At 62.6% G+C, this 13,023-nt stretch carries 12 protein-coding genes and 2 pseudogenes; 9 read left to right on the forward strand and 5 right to left on the reverse strand.

Translation table 11 applies throughout. The features are described 5' to 3' along the window. Window positions 1-39: 39 nt before the first annotated feature. The 3 genes from trpC to AC0L15_RS14830 are packed head-to-tail and all read right to left on the reverse strand — an operon-like array spanning window position 40 to window position 3,795. Window positions 40-891: an indole-3-glycerol phosphate synthase TrpC gene (gene trpC / locus AC0L15_RS14820; protein ID WP_287249283.1), complete on the reverse strand. Its 852-nt coding sequence runs from the start codon at window positions 889-891 to the stop codon at window positions 40-42. 4 nt (window positions 892-895) lie between these two features. Next, window positions 896-1,906: an anthranilate phosphoribosyltransferase gene (trpD, locus tag AC0L15_RS14825; protein WP_287249282.1), complete on the reverse strand. Its 1,011-nt coding sequence runs from the start codon at window positions 1,904-1,906 to the stop codon at window positions 896-898. Further along, window positions 1,903-3,795, reverse strand: coding sequence for a SurA N-terminal domain-containing protein (locus tag AC0L15_RS14830; RefSeq protein ID WP_287249280.1), 1,893 nt, complete (start codon window positions 3,793-3,795; stop codon window positions 1,903-1,905). Before AC0L15_RS14830 ends, trpD begins: the two co-directional genes overlap by 4 nt. 144 nt (window positions 3,796-3,939) lie before the next feature. Here AC0L15_RS14830 and tpiA point away from each other — a divergent pair, with 144 nt between their 5' ends. The 8 genes and pseudogenes from tpiA to AC0L15_RS14870 all read left to right on the forward strand — a co-directional run bounded on the left by tpiA (window position 3,940) and on the right by AC0L15_RS14870 (window position 10,844). Next, window positions 3,940-4,707, forward strand: a complete 768-nt coding sequence (gene tpiA, locus AC0L15_RS14835) for a triose-phosphate isomerase (protein ID WP_027151882.1) — start codon at window positions 3,940-3,942, stop codon at window positions 4,705-4,707. Between the two features lie 305 nt (window positions 4,708-5,012). Beyond that, window positions 5,013-5,471, forward strand: coding sequence for a preprotein translocase subunit SecG (gene secG, locus AC0L15_RS14840; protein WP_027151881.1), 459 nt, complete (start codon window positions 5,013-5,015; stop codon window positions 5,469-5,471). 211 nt (window positions 5,472-5,682) lie between these two features. After that, the gene (locus tag AC0L15_RS14845) at window positions 5,683-6,801 is read left to right on the forward strand and encodes a L,D-transpeptidase (protein ID WP_287064569.1); all 1,119 of its coding nucleotides are present in this window, start codon (window positions 5,683-5,685) and stop codon (window positions 6,799-6,801) included. 138 nt (window positions 6,802-6,939) lie between these two features. Then, on the forward strand, window positions 6,940-8,577 hold the full coding sequence (locus AC0L15_RS14850; protein ID WP_084646645.1) for a CTP synthase: 1,638 nt from the start codon (window positions 6,940-6,942) through the stop codon (window positions 8,575-8,577). A gap of 33 nt (window positions 8,578-8,610) precedes the next feature. Then, window positions 8,611-9,149: pseudogene (locus tag AC0L15_RS14855) on the forward strand (DUF1697 domain-containing protein). Window positions 9,150-9,552: 403 nt separating this feature from the next. Next, a complete protein-coding gene (locus tag AC0L15_RS14860; RefSeq protein ID WP_023798583.1) occupies window positions 9,553-9,804 on the forward strand; it encodes a type II toxin-antitoxin system Phd/YefM family antitoxin in 252 nt (83 codons plus the stop codon). After that, window positions 9,801-10,235, forward strand: coding sequence for a type II toxin-antitoxin system VapC family toxin (locus tag AC0L15_RS14865; RefSeq protein ID WP_287249277.1), 435 nt, complete (start codon window positions 9,801-9,803; stop codon window positions 10,233-10,235). Before AC0L15_RS14860 ends, AC0L15_RS14865 begins: the two co-directional genes overlap by 4 nt. A 306-nt stretch (window positions 10,236-10,541) precedes the next feature. Next, complete coding sequence (locus AC0L15_RS14870; RefSeq protein WP_128172574.1) at window positions 10,542-10,844, forward strand: DUF982 domain-containing protein; 303 nt, start codon at window positions 10,542-10,544, stop codon at window positions 10,842-10,844. Between the two features lie 72 nt (window positions 10,845-10,916). On the opposite strand, the pseudogene AC0L15_RS14875 reads toward AC0L15_RS14870, so the two are convergent. After that, a pseudogene (locus AC0L15_RS14875) lies at window positions 10,917-11,099 on the reverse strand (winged helix-turn-helix domain-containing protein); the annotation flags it as partial. An 83-nt stretch (window positions 11,100-11,182) separates the two neighbouring features. Continuing rightward, on the reverse strand, window positions 11,183-11,866 hold the full coding sequence (locus AC0L15_RS14880) for a TetR/AcrR family transcriptional regulator (protein ID WP_287249304.1): 684 nt from the start codon (window positions 11,864-11,866) through the stop codon (window positions 11,183-11,185). A 146-nt stretch (window positions 11,867-12,012) separates the two neighbouring features. Here AC0L15_RS14880 and AC0L15_RS14885 point away from each other — a divergent pair, with 146 nt between their 5' ends. Next, the gene (locus AC0L15_RS14885; RefSeq protein WP_473496533.1) at window positions 12,013-13,023 is read left to right on the forward strand and encodes an efflux RND transporter periplasmic adaptor subunit; all 1,011 of its coding nucleotides are present in this window, start codon (window positions 12,013-12,015) and stop codon (window positions 13,021-13,023) included.

Below are 13,023 nucleotides of genomic sequence, written 5' to 3' on the forward strand. Positions count from 1 at the left end.
TCCGTTTGAACGCACAAAGTACATTCTAACGCTTTATATCTATGCATCATGCTCTCCGAACATCGATTCCGATTTTCGGGCAGATGCATTGGCGGGCGCCTTGCCCGTCAAAAGCAGGTGCGTCGCAGTGGCCACGTCCTGTTGCCGCATCAGGCTCTCGCCGACGAGGAAAGTGCAGATGTCGCTCCGTTCCAGCCTGCGGCAGTCCTGGTGCGAGAAAATACCGCTCTCGCTGACCAGCAGCCGGTCGGCCGGCACCATCGCCGCGAGCCGCTCCGATGTCTCGATGCTGGTTTCGAACGTCCGCAGATTGCGGTTGTTGATGCCGATCAGCCGCGACGACAGTTTCAGCGCGCGTTCCGTCTCGGCCTCGTCGTGCACCTCGACCAGCGCGTCCATGCCGAGCTCGAACGCCGTCGTTTCGAGTTCCCTGGCCACGGCGTCATCGACGCTCGCCATGATGATCAGGATGGCGTCCGCGCCCCACGCACGGGCCTCGAACACCTGGTAGGGCTCGAACAGAAAATCCTTGCGCAAAGCCGGCAACCTCACGGCGCTGCGCGCATCGGTGAGGAATTCAGGCGCCCCCTGGAAAGACGGCGCATCGGTCAGCACCGACAGGCAGGCAGCCCCACCTTCGGCATAGGCCGTGGCCAGCGCCGGCGGATCGAAATCGGCGCGGATCAGGCCCTTGGACGGGCTCGCCTTCTTGATCTCGGCGATCAGCGCGAAACTGCCGGATTTGCGTTTGGCTTCAAGGGCCGAGAGAAAGCCGCGTGGTGCGTCGGCAGCCTTTGCCCGCGCCTTGATTTCGGCAAGCGGCACCCGCGCCTTCGCCGCCGCGATCTCGTCGCGCTTGTAGGCTTCGATCTTGCGCAGGATATCAGACACGGCGCTATCCGTTCGAAATCTCGACCAGCCGGTCAAGCACCTTCAGCGCCCGGCCGCTGTCGATGGCTTGCGACGCCGTCGCCATGCCATCGGCAAGCGTCGTCGCCTTTCCCGCCACCACCAGTCCGGCGCCGGCGTTCATCAGCACCGTATCGCGAAAGGCGCCGGCAGCGCCGCCCAGCATGTCGCGTAGCGCCTGGGCGTTGTAGGCGGCATCGCCGCCGCGCAACTCGTCCTTGGTATGCCGCTTCAGCCCGACCGCTTCCGGGGTCAGCGTAAAGCTGCGGATCTCGCCGCCGACCAGTTCGGCGACCTGGGTTTCGCCGGTGGTGGTGATCTCGTCATAGCCGTCGCCATGGGCGACCCAGGCGTGGTCGGCGCCCAGTGCCTTCAACGTCTCTGCCACCGGCATAATCCATTCCGGCAAGAAGACGCCAACCATCTGCCTGACGACACCAGCCGGATTGGAGAGCGGGCCAAGCAGGTTGAAGATGGTGCGGGTGCCGAGCTCGACGCGGATCGGGCCGACATGCTTCATCGCCGGATGATGCGCCGGCGCGAACATGAAGCCGACGCCTGCGTCGTGGATGCAGCGGCCGATCGTTTCCGGCGGGATGTCGAGCTTGACGCCAAGCGCGGTCAGCACGTCGGCGGCGCCGGTCTGCGAGGACAGTCCGCGATTGCCGTGCTTGGCCACCGGCACGCCGCAGGCGGCGATGACGAACGCGGATGCGGTCGAGATGTTGACGCTGTGCGAATTGTCGCCGCCGGTGCCGACGATGTCGATGGCGCCAGCCGGCGCGTCGACGCGCAGCATCTTGGCGCGCATGGTGGCGACGGCGCCGGAAATCTCGCTCACCGTCTCGCCGCGCACGCGCAGCGCCATCAGGAAGCCGCCGATCTGGCCGGGCGTAGCGTCGCCCGACATGATGATGTCGAAGGCATCGCGCGCTTCCTCGAAGGAAAGGGAGCTGCCGGCGGCGACCTTGGCGATATGGGTCTTGAGCGCGCTCATCTGGTCAGGGCTTGGGCAACGGCGGTTTGGTCGATGCGAACGTCATATTGCGTCTGCAGCTGCGCCACCAACTGGTCGAGCAGGTCGTCGGACATGCCGGCGGTGAACGATTTCTGCTCGTCGTCCGGCACCGAGCTGGCGTCGGCTCCGGCAGGCTCGAACACTTCGGCAATCCTGAACAGGATCTGTCCGTCGCCGGTGGGCGAGGGGATCAATCCGGTCCCGCCTTCGCCTTCGCCGAACATCGCAGCCGCCCCTTCCTTGCCGAAATCGGCGTCGTCCGCCCCGCGCTTGACGCCGCGCTTGGTCTGCTTCTCAAGCTTGAGCTCGCTCGCGATCACGTCGAGCGTAGTGCCGGCCTCGAGACGCTTTTCGAGCTCCTGCGCTTTTGCGGTGAGCCGCTTGGTCGTTTCCGCCGCCGTCCAGTCGGCCACCACCTTCTGGCGGACTTCATCCAGCGTGCGGTCGCGGGCCGGCGTGACCGAATCCACCTCGTAGAACACGAAGCCATTGTTGGCGGTGGTGAGGTCGGGATTCTCGGTGCCGGATTCGGCATCGAACACCGCCTTGATCAGCTCCGGCGATTCCGGCAGATCTTTGACGACGGCGCCGTCCGGCCTCAGGCCGGTGCGATCGATCGCTTCGACGGTGACGACCTTCAGCTTCAGTTTTTCGGCCGCTTGCTCGAGCGTGCTGCCCGAAGCGCGGCTGTCTTCGTAACTGTCATGCACGTCGAGCAGAATGCGGCTTGCCTCGCCCAGCGCCAGGTCCTTGCGGATGTCGGCGGCCACTTCGGCCAGCGGCTTCACCACTTCGGGCTTGATCTCGGTGACGCGCAGCAGCACCGGACCGAAGGCGCCCTGAACGACCGGGCTGACTTCGTTGACGTTGAGCGCAAACGCCGCATCCGCCACCGCCTTGTCGGCGATCTTGTCCTTGGACAGCGTGCCGAGCAGCGTGTCGGCTTGCGTCTTGCCCTCGGCGGCGACGAGTTTGTCGAAGGTCGCGCCGGTCTTGAGTGAATCGAGCGCGGCCTTCGCGGCATCGGGCGTTTTGAACACGAGCTGTTCGATGGTGCGCGTTTCCGCCGTGGTGTAGCGCCCCTTGTTCTTGTTGTAGTCGTCGCTGACCTGCTGGTCGGTCACGGCACTCACATCCATGATGTCTTCCGGCTCGAGCCTGACATAGGAGAATTTGCGGTATTCGGGCGCCGCATAGGTCTTCTTGTTTTCCTCAAAATAGGCCGAAAGCGTAGTGTCGGATGGCAATTCGATCGGCTCGACCAGCGATTTCGGCAACGTCAAATAGTCGATGGTGCGGTCTTCGCCACGATAGAGCGCGACCGCCTTCAAGAACGTATTCGGGGCCTTGAGGCCGTCCGAAACCGCCTCGACGATCTGCTGGCGCACAGCCACCTGGGCGCGATTCCTGAGATAGTCTTCCGGCCGCATGCCGACCTGTTGCAGTATGTATTCGAAAGTCCTTCTGTCGAAGTTGCCGCCGGGACCCTTGAAGGCCGGGTCTTCATGCGTGAGTTGGGCCAGCCGGTCCTTGGACAGTCCAAGCCCGAGCTTGCGGGCCTGCTCATCGAGGACTGCCCCCGACACGAGTTGCGCCAGCACCTGGTTATCGAGGCCAAGCGCCGTCGCCTGCTCGCGGCTGATGCGCTGGCCGAATTGCTGCGACATCACGCTGATCTGCCGGTCATAGGCCAGCCGATACTCGTTGATCGACACTTTGGTGCCTCCGGCCGTGACAACGGCGTCGTGGCCTGCAAAACCACCGACCATCTGTCCGGAAATGCCCCAGACGGCGAAGCTCAACACCAACAATATCAGCAGCGCTTTCGCGATCCAGGTCCCCGCCGCGCTTCTCAAGATACCAAGCATGGTCAATTCCGATTTTTTCGCGCATTTCGCATGCGCCGAGTCTGAAACAAGCGCAATAGCGTCCTTCCGGCCGACTGTCGATTGCTTTGTGGGCTGAGTTTGGTAGTGAGGACGCAGCCGAATATTGCCCGGAGAAGCAATCCCATGACGCTTGGAATCCGCCCGCTGGTCGCCGGCAACTGGAAAATGAACGGCACCAGCGCCTCGCTCAACGAACTCAGGATGATCGGCAACGGCTTCATGAGCGGGCTCGATGCCGAGACCGAAGCGCTGGTCTGCGTTCCGGCGACGCTGCTTGCCCATGCCGCGGAGATCTTGTCGCGCACGCCGGTCCGGGCCGGGGGCGAGGATTGCCACACCAAGGAGAGCGGCGCCCATACCGGCTGTATTTCGGCCGAGATGCTGAAAGATGCGGGCGCCAGTCACGTCATCGTCGGCCATTCCGAACGCCGCGCCGATCACAATGAGGACGACGCCATTGTCCAGGCAAAGGCGTCCGCCGCGTGGCGCGCCGGGCTGGTTGCCATCATCTGCATCGGCGAGACGAGAGCCGAACGCGAGGCGGGCGCTACGCTCGACGTGCTGTCGCGCCAGGTCGCCGGCTCGGTGCCGCCGAACGCTACGGCATCGAATACCGTCATCGCCTACGAGCCGGTATGGGCGATCGGCACGGGACTGACGCCGACCGCCGCCGACGTTGCTGAGGCGCATGCGCATATTCGCGAAAAACTGTCGGAAAGGCTTGGCAGCGCAGCGGCGAAGATGCGCATCCTCTATGGCGGCTCGGTCAAGCCGTCGAACGCGGTCGAACTGCTTGGCGTAAAAAATGTCGACGGCGCGCTGGTCGGCGGCGCCAGCCTGAAGGCGGCGGACTTTCTCGGCATTGCCGAAGCCTATCGAAATATCTCCTAAAGCGCGTCGCGTTTGGCCGGCCTAATGCGACGCGCTTTAGGTTGTTGTTTTTACGCATGTCGTTATCGCAAAACCGCTGCACACCCTCGGGTCAGGCCCAAGGGCATGCTTTTGCGCGACATGCTTTAGCATCGAAAGGCTGTCGGGCACTTCGGATACTGTGCCGCAGCGGAAAATGTTGCAACGGCCGCATTGCTTCCCATATTCCGGCCACGGGCTTGGAATTGCCGTCAAAGCATTGTATTGAGCCGCCTCCAAATCACCGGTCGTATCAGCGGCCGCGCAAGGCTTTGCCAGGATAAATTATGGAAACCGTACTGATCGTCGTCCACCTCATGGTCGTGCTCGCTCTTGTCGGCGTGGTGCTGCTGCAGCGCTCCGAAGGCGGCGGCCTCGGTATCGGCGGCGGATCGGGCTTCATGACCGCACGCGGCGCCGCCAACGCGCTGACGCGGGCGACGGCGATCCTGGCGGCGGCGTTCTTCGCCACCTCGCTGACCTTGTCGATCGTCGCCCGGTACGGCGAGAAGCCGATCGATATTCTCGATCGCGTGCCTGTGACGAACGGTGGGGGCGGCGTGCTCAACCAGTTGCCTGGCACCACGACGCCGACACCGCCGTCCGGCAGTACGGCGCCAACACCGCCTTCCGGCAATGATGCCGCAGCCCCGGCCCCCGCTGCACCGCCAGCGGCGGGAGCGACCACGCCGCCGGCCACAAACGGCGCTACCCCGCCAGTAACACCGCAGGTTCCAAACCAGTAATCAGCAGACGTCCGGCGCCGCGATCTGTTGTTGTTTGAACACAGTCGCGGCAAATGCCGCACGATCACGAGGATTCGACCGGGCGCGGCACGCCAGGGCGCTTGAGGCGTCTCCGACTAATCGATTATAGATTGCGCGCGGCACATTCGGGGTCCTTGGGGGACGCCGGGCGACGCCGTGGCAACAAGCATTGAACGATCGGATCTTCGCCATGCAGCTTCGCAGCTTCATTTTAGCCGGCCTTTGGGCCGTGCTCAGCCTTGGTGCGCCCGCTTACGCGGCCATGCCGGCGGGCAATTCGGCCCCTAAATCCGCAGTCACAACTGACGTCGTCTACGTCGCCGCCAAAAGCGACACGGCGCAACTCAAGCTCCTCAAGAAGAAAAAAGACCCGAGCGCGGCAGATCTTGCCCAGATCAGGAAGATCGAAGCCAAGATCGCGGCTGACAAGCAGTCTGCTCGAGTAAAGGCGATCGAGGCAAGGAAGCTGGCGATGCGCGAGGCGGCCAAAGCCAAGTCGGACGCGGAACGGCAGGCGTTTCTTGCCAGGAAGGGCCTCGTCAAGAAGGATAAGTCCGCTGGCAAGGCCAGGCTGGCCGATGCCAGGCCGGTCAAGATCATCGACCCGATTCAACCCATCGCCGCAATCCAGTCGGCCGAGGCAATTCCCGCCGAGGCCATGAACGTCGCGCTGACCGGCAACAACGGCGAATTGCGCAGCGAGCCGGTCGGACAGAAGCCCCAGCGCGTCGGGCTGTTCGCCGGCCTGTTCGGCGGCACGTCCTCGTCGATGTCGCTGCTCCCCGAGACCCGCGCCCTCGATGCCGCGCTCGCCAGCAAGGAAGCCAGGAAGCAGTTCAAGGTGAAGCCGGAGTTCGTGCCGCAAGAGGTCGAGTTCACCGGCTATAGCCCCGGCACCATCGTCATCGATACGAGTGCGCGCCGCCTCTATCTCGTCGAATCCTCCTGGACCGCCCGCCGTTATGCGATTGCGGTCGGTCGTGACGGCCTGCAGTTCAAGGGCACGGTCGCCGTCGGCGACAAGCAGGAATGGCCCCGCTGGATCCCGACGCTCGACATGCAGAAGCGTGAGCCGAAGAATTACGGCCGGTACAAGGACGGCATGCCAGGCGGCGGCGATAACCCGCTCGGTGCGCGCGCCATCTATCTCTATGACGGCAAGAAGGACACACATCTGCGCATTCACGGCACCATTGCGCCGCAGTCGATCGGGACGAGCTCCTCCAACGGCTGTTTCCGCATGATCAACGAGCACGTCATGGACCTTTATCGCAGAGTGAAAGTGGGCACCAAGGTCGTCATCATCTGACGCCTTGACGGGTCAAACAAAAGGGCCGGCCTCGCCGGCCCTTTTGTTTTGGTTCGAGCATCACCAGGGCGCCTTCTTTGGGAAAAAGCCTTCGCGGCGGTTTTTTCTCTGGCGGAATCAATTCGGCCGCGTTAAGCGATGACTCCCATGGCGCGATATGTATTCATCACAGGCGGCGTGGTTTCCTCACTCGGAAAAGGCATCGCTGCAGCGGCCCTTGGGGCTCTCTTGCAGGCGCGAGGCTATCGCGCGCGCATCAAGAAGCTTGATCCCTATCTCAATGTCGATCCCGGCACGATGTCGCCATACCAGCATGGCGAAGTCTTCGTGACGGATGACGGCGCCGAGACCGATCTCGATCTTGGCCATTATGAGCGCTTCACCGGCCGCTCGGCCAACCAGCAGGACAACATCACCACGGGTCGCATCTACAAGAACATCATCGAGCGGGAGCGACGCGGCGATTATCTTGGCGCCACCGTGCAGGTCATTCCGCATGTCACCGACGAGATCAAGAATTTCATTCTCAACGGCAATGACGATTATGACTTCGTCCTGTGCGAGATCGGCGGCACCGTCGGCGACATCGAGGCGATGCCGTTTCTGGAGGCGATCCGCCAACTTGGCAACGACCTGCCGCGCAACAACGCCGTCTACGTGCACCTGACGCTGATGCCCTATATTCCAACGGCGGGCGAATTGAAGACCAAGCCGACCCAGCATTCGGTCAAGGAATTGCGCGGCATCGGCATCGCGCCCGACATCCTGCTGGTCCGCGCCGACCGCCCCATCCCCAGGGAAGAGCGCCGCAAACTGTCGCTGTTCTGCAATGTGCGCGAGAGCGCCGTCATCCAGGCGCTCGATGTGCCGCACATCTACGACGTGCCGATGGCCTATCACAATGAAGGACTGGATTCGGAAGTGCTCGCCGCTTTCGGCATCGATCCGGCGCCGAAGCCGCGGATGGAGCCCTGGCAAGCGGTGTCCAAACGCATCCACAACCCGGAAGGCGAGGTGACCATCGCCGTCGTCGGCAAATATACCGGCCTCAAGGACGCCTACAAATCGCTGATCGAGGCGCTGTCGCATGGCGGTCTCGCCAACCGCGTCAAGGTCAAGCTCGACTGGATCGAGAGCGAGATATTCGAGAAGGAAGACCCGGCGCCGTGGCTGGAAAAGGTCCACGGCATTCTGGTCCCCGGCGGTTTTGGCGAGCGCGGCGCGGAAGGCAAGATCCTTGCGGCGAAGTTCGCCCGCGAGCGAAAAGTGCCGTATTTCGGCATCTGCTTCGGCATGCAGATGGCCTGCATCGAGGCAGCGCGTTCGCTGGCCGGCGTCAAGCATGCCTCGTCAACCGAATTCGGTCCGACCGAGGAACCGGTCGTCGGCCTGATGACGGAATGGCTGAAAGGCAACATGCTGGAGAAGCGCAGGGAAACCGGCGACCTCGGCGGCACCATGCGGCTCGGAGCCTATCAGGCGGACCTCGCCAGGGGCTCGAAGATCGCCGAGATCTATGGCGACACGCAGATTTCCGAGCGCCACCGCCACCGCTACGAGGTCAATGTCGACTACAAGGAGCGGCTCGAGGATTGCGGGCTGGTTTTTGCCGGCATGTCGCCGGACGGCGTGCTGCCGGAAACGGTCGAATATCCCGACCATCCCTGGTTCATCGGCGTGCAATATCATCCCGAGCTGAAAAGCCGGCCGCTTGACCCGCACCCGCTGTTTGCCAGCTTCATTGAGGCAGCGGTGGAGCAGAGCCGCTTGGTCTAAATCGACAGGCTATCGTGAGATATCCGGGCTGACATGCAAACCTACGTCGCTCTGCTTTACAGCATCGTTCTGGGCGAGGGGCGGCGTGTCGTCATGTCCGATCTCAGGGCCATGACAGAAGGCCTGGGCCTGAACAACCCGCGCACGCTGGTGGCGACCGGCAATCTGGTTTTCGAGACGAAAGAAACAGAGATTGCCGCGCTGGAGCGCCGATTGGAGACGGCGTTCCAAAAGACCTTCGGCCGCCATGTCGACATCATCGTGCGCCGCGCGGATGACTGGTTGAAGCTTGCGGCGGCAATCCGTTTCCCGCCGAATCGGCTGCCGCCGCGGATCAGGTAGCGGTGCGCGTGATGCGCAAGCCCGTTCCCGCTGAGGCCGTCGCGGCGCTGGAGGCCTATATCGGCAAGGATGAGCGGATGCAGGCCGTCGGCGGCGACATCTGGATCTTCTTTTCGCGCGAGACGCCAAGCTCGCGGCTTGTGGCGGCGATAAGCCATAAACGGCTCGGCATCGGCACCTCGCGCAATTGGAACACCGTGCGCAGGCTGGCCGAGATGGTCGGCGGATAGGGCTTCGCCTTCTCCCAGGGAGAGTATAGCGACGGGAAGAAAGACGCCTTCGCCAAAGATTTCGCCAATCTGCAGCGCTGCAGAAAGGGGCGCCGATGTTGCGGCCAGCCCCCTTCTCCCCGTCACTATACGGGGAGAAGGTGCCGGCAGGCGGATGAGGGGCAGCGCCGACATCGACACCCCAGGACAACTCCACCTCCGGGAAATCGCCTCAGGTGGCGCTGCCTCTCATTGCCCTGCCGGGCATTTCTCCCCGTATAGAGACGGGGAGAAAGACGCCTTCACAAAAGATTTCGCCAATGATCGCGTTTCGGAATGGCCTGTTCTCCGGGAAGTGTCCACTTGTAATAGACGATGGATTTGCTAAATGTAGTTGCGTGCAACCACAATGGAGGCAACAGCAGTGAAACACATCAACATTCGCGAAGCCAAGGCCACTTTGACGGCTCTCGTCGATGCCGCCGAGGCCGGCGAACCGATCACGATCACGAGGCACGGCAAGCCAGTGGCCGCTATCGTTCCGATCGAAGAAGCGAGGAAGATTTACCCCGAGAAGCCCAGCCTTGCGGAATACCTGCTGTCGTTCCCCGGTTGGCCCGAGGGCTTCGAACCGGAGCGCGACCGCACCCAGCAAAGCCGCGAGGTTAACCTTTGACCTCATACCTTTTCGACACCTCGGTGCTGTCGGCGACCGCGCCGGGAAAGCCTCCGCTGCCCCCGAATGCGGCAGCTTGGCTATTGCAGCAGACGGGCAACTTGTTTGTGCCTGCCTTTGCCCTCCACGAACTTCGGAGAGGCATCGCCAAGCTCGACCGCTCGGGAGCAACAGCGAAGGCTCTGACGCTAATGGCGTGGCTGCAGGGCATCATGACGGACTACAGCGCGGAAATCTTGCCGATCGATGCGGCCGTGGCGTTGGAGGCAGGCCTCATGGAAGGCGCCGCCACAGCCGCAGGGAGTCATCCAGGACTGGCTGACATTCTCATCGCCGCGACCGCTAAAGCGAACTCCTTGACGCTCCTGACTGGGAACCTGAGACACTTCCAGCCCTTAGGAGTTCCTTGCCTCGATCCACTGACGCTTTGACGGAGAAGAGATCCCAAAGGGGTCTGCTGCGGCTAGCCAAATCCGGCTGCGTAATCCGCATACCTCAAATGCGGGATGAGCGCGTCCAGGCTCCGTCTCGGGATAATTGAAGTCCCAATGCGGCGGCGGGCAACGGTTCGTCACATGCTTGTCACGTTTGGTGATTCGATTTCGGTCGCGTGATGTGAAAGACTTCGTTTTTGGCCCGACTTTTTTCACCATCGGGCCCTGTTTGCCGGAAACCACATGGTCAACAGTGAGTTTAAAGGTTCGATCAGGCACATAGCGATCGACCGGGAGGAAACAATGGATCGCCTGCAATTCTTTACGCCTGTGCGTATTTCGCGCGGGCAGGAAAGTCCTGCCGAAGAAATTGATAGCGTAGCCGAAGCGATGGAGTTCTTGCGTAGATGGCCAGTCGGCCGGCGTGGGCCAGTCTACCAATGCGCGGTGAATTGCTGCTCCGCGGCTCTGGCGGGCGGGATGTCGGCAGAGGAAGCAAGGAAGGCTTTTACCGGCTTCGCCCGCATCACGCGCTTGCTCGACGAAGACATGGCTCTGCCGATAGGCGGCGGCAATGTTGATAGCGTGCATGCGCTGAGGCGATGAACATTCCTGTTTGACCCCTGCCAGTAACTTGACCCTGCCAAGAACTCGGGAAAGTCACGGCACCTCGAAAGGTCACTGCACCTCGACCCGGGTAGCGAAGACGTAGCCGGCGCCCCGCTCGGTGACAATGAGTTTCGGCTCGCTCGGGTTGAGCTCGAGCTTGCGGCGCAGTCGCAATATCTGCACATCGATACTGCGGTCAAACACCTCTTCGTCGTGACTCCTGCTGGCGGCGAGAAGCTGCTCGCGGCTCATCTTTCACTGACCCCCTGATTTGGACTGCACCGGTATACGAGGCGCGGTGAATTGCTGCTCCGCGGCCTTGCGGACTCTGCGGCTCACGGGCCTGCTTCGAGGAAAGCCCGGGCAAACCCGGGTTGCGCTGCTTCTATCGTTCCATCGGGCAGCTTCAAAAGCCGGTCGATCGCGATGCCGTAGAGCCGCAGCCGATCGTCGAGCAGCCGCGCCGCCTCGTCGATACTGCCCTGCTCGGCCTTCAGCAGGGCGCGGTGCATTACATCCCGAAAGATCAGCCGCAGCTGCAAGAACATCTCGGCGAAGGCTTCCGGGTCGGGCACGTCGAAGATGCCTTCGTCGCTGCCTTTCCTGAGCAGATCGGTGATTATCGGCATGGCCAATTCCCTGGCCGCCTGGTCGACCCGATGGAAGAGGGCAAGGTTCTCGGGCCGGAACAGGACGAAAAATGTCTTGCGCATTTGCGGGGCAAGCTCGACGTTCAGCCGCCGCGAGCCGGCAAACAGGGCATTGATCCGGCCAAGCCCATCGAGTGAGGGATCGTTGAGCACGGGCTGCAACTCGGTGAAGCTGTCGCGGGCGAGACGTGTGGCGAGCGCCTCCAGCAGGGCCTCTTTCGATGCGAAATAGTGGTAGAACGCGCCCTTCGACAGGCCGGCCTCGCGGATGATGTCGTTCACCGTCGTGTTGTCGTAGCCGCGCTCGAAGAAAAGCCGCTGGGCGCAGTCGAGGAGCTCGGCGGATCGTATCTCCGGCGACTTTATCACTCGGGGCAAATCGAACCTCACAAAGTGCAAGTGGGGCAAGAGGAGCACGAACCGGAGCTTTATGCAACTTTTATAGACCGACGGTCGGTCTAGTGCTATTATCTGTCACCGCAGGACATTCGGATTCGATCACGAAGGAGAGTCCCTTGCGACGGATACGCTGGACTGTCGGCATCGTTGTTGTCGCGGCCGCGGCTGCGTTCGGCGCCTGGTATTTTTGGCAACCGGCCAAGGTTTCGGTGGTGACGCCACAACGCGGCGACGCGGCGGAAATCGTTTACGCGAGTCGCTCCGTCGAGCCGCGAACCTGGGCCAAGGTGACTCCGGTGGTTCGCGAAGGGATCGTCGAGCAATGCAATTGCGAGGGATCGAGGGTTGCACAAGGCGCCGTGCTCGCCAGGCTCGACGACAGCGAGGCCCGGGCCGTGCTTGGCGAACTCGAGGCCCGTCAAGCGCTTGCCCAGGAAGAGCTCCGGCGGCTGACGGTGCTTGCCGAAAGGCGTGCGGCGAGCCAGCAGGCTCTCGATCGTGCGCAGAGCGAGCTCGGCCAGATCGAAGCGCTGATCGCCGGACAGAAAGCGCGACTTGACACCTACGTGTTACGCGCGCCGAGCGCCGGTGTCGTGCTCAGGCAGGACGGCGAGGTGGGTGAGGTCGCCGAACTCGGCACGGTGCTATTCTGGGTCGGCGAGCCGAAGCCGCTCCTGGTGGTCGCCGAGGTCAACGAGGAGGACATACCCCGGGTCGAGGTCGGCCAGCGCGCGCTGCTTAAATCCGACGCGTTCCGCCAGCAGAACCTGGAAGCGGTGGTCGACAGCATCACACCCAAGGGCGATCCGGTGACGAAGACCTATCGCGTCCGGTTCCGCCTGCCAGACGATACGCCGCTTCGTATCGGCATGTCGACCGACGTGAACATCGTCATCCGCGTTTCGAAAAATGCGCTGTTGATCCCGTCCGTTGCTGTGGACGGGAATAAGGTGTTCGTCGTCGAAGGCGACAAGGCCTGGCAACGTGAAATCCGAACCGGCATTCGCGCCACCAATGGCATCGAGGTTCTCTCGAGTGTCGAGGAGAGGGCTCGCGTCATCTCGCCCTATCCCGCCGACCTCGCCAACGGCGCGCGCGTGAGCATCACCGGCGCCCAGGAGCGATGA

The organism is Mesorhizobium sp. WSM4846 (assembly GCF_055811415.1).

Coding starts and splice junctions, on each gene's coding strand:
- AC0L15_RS14845 (WP_287064569.1), top strand. CDS start 5,683: ATGCAGCTTCGCAGCTTCATTTTAGCCGGCCTTTGGGCCGTGCTCAGC.
- AC0L15_RS14870 (WP_128172574.1), top strand. CDS start 10,542: ATGGATCGCCTGCAATTCTTTACGCCTGTGCGTATTTCGCGCGGGCAG.
- secG (WP_027151881.1), top strand. CDS start 5,013: ATGGAAACCGTACTGATCGTCGTCCACCTCATGGTCGTGCTCGCTCTT.
- tpiA (WP_027151882.1), top strand. CDS start 3,940: ATGACGCTTGGAATCCGCCCGCTGGTCGCCGGCAACTGGAAAATGAAC.
- AC0L15_RS14830 (WP_287249280.1), bottom strand. CDS start 3,795: ATGCTTGGTATCTTGAGAAGCGCGGCGGGGACCTGGATCGCGAAAGCG.
- trpD (WP_287249282.1), bottom strand. CDS start 1,906: ATGAGCGCGCTCAAGACCCATATCGCCAAGGTCGCCGCCGGCAGCTCC.
- AC0L15_RS14850 (WP_084646645.1), top strand. CDS start 6,940: ATGACTCCCATGGCGCGATATGTATTCATCACAGGCGGCGTGGTTTCC.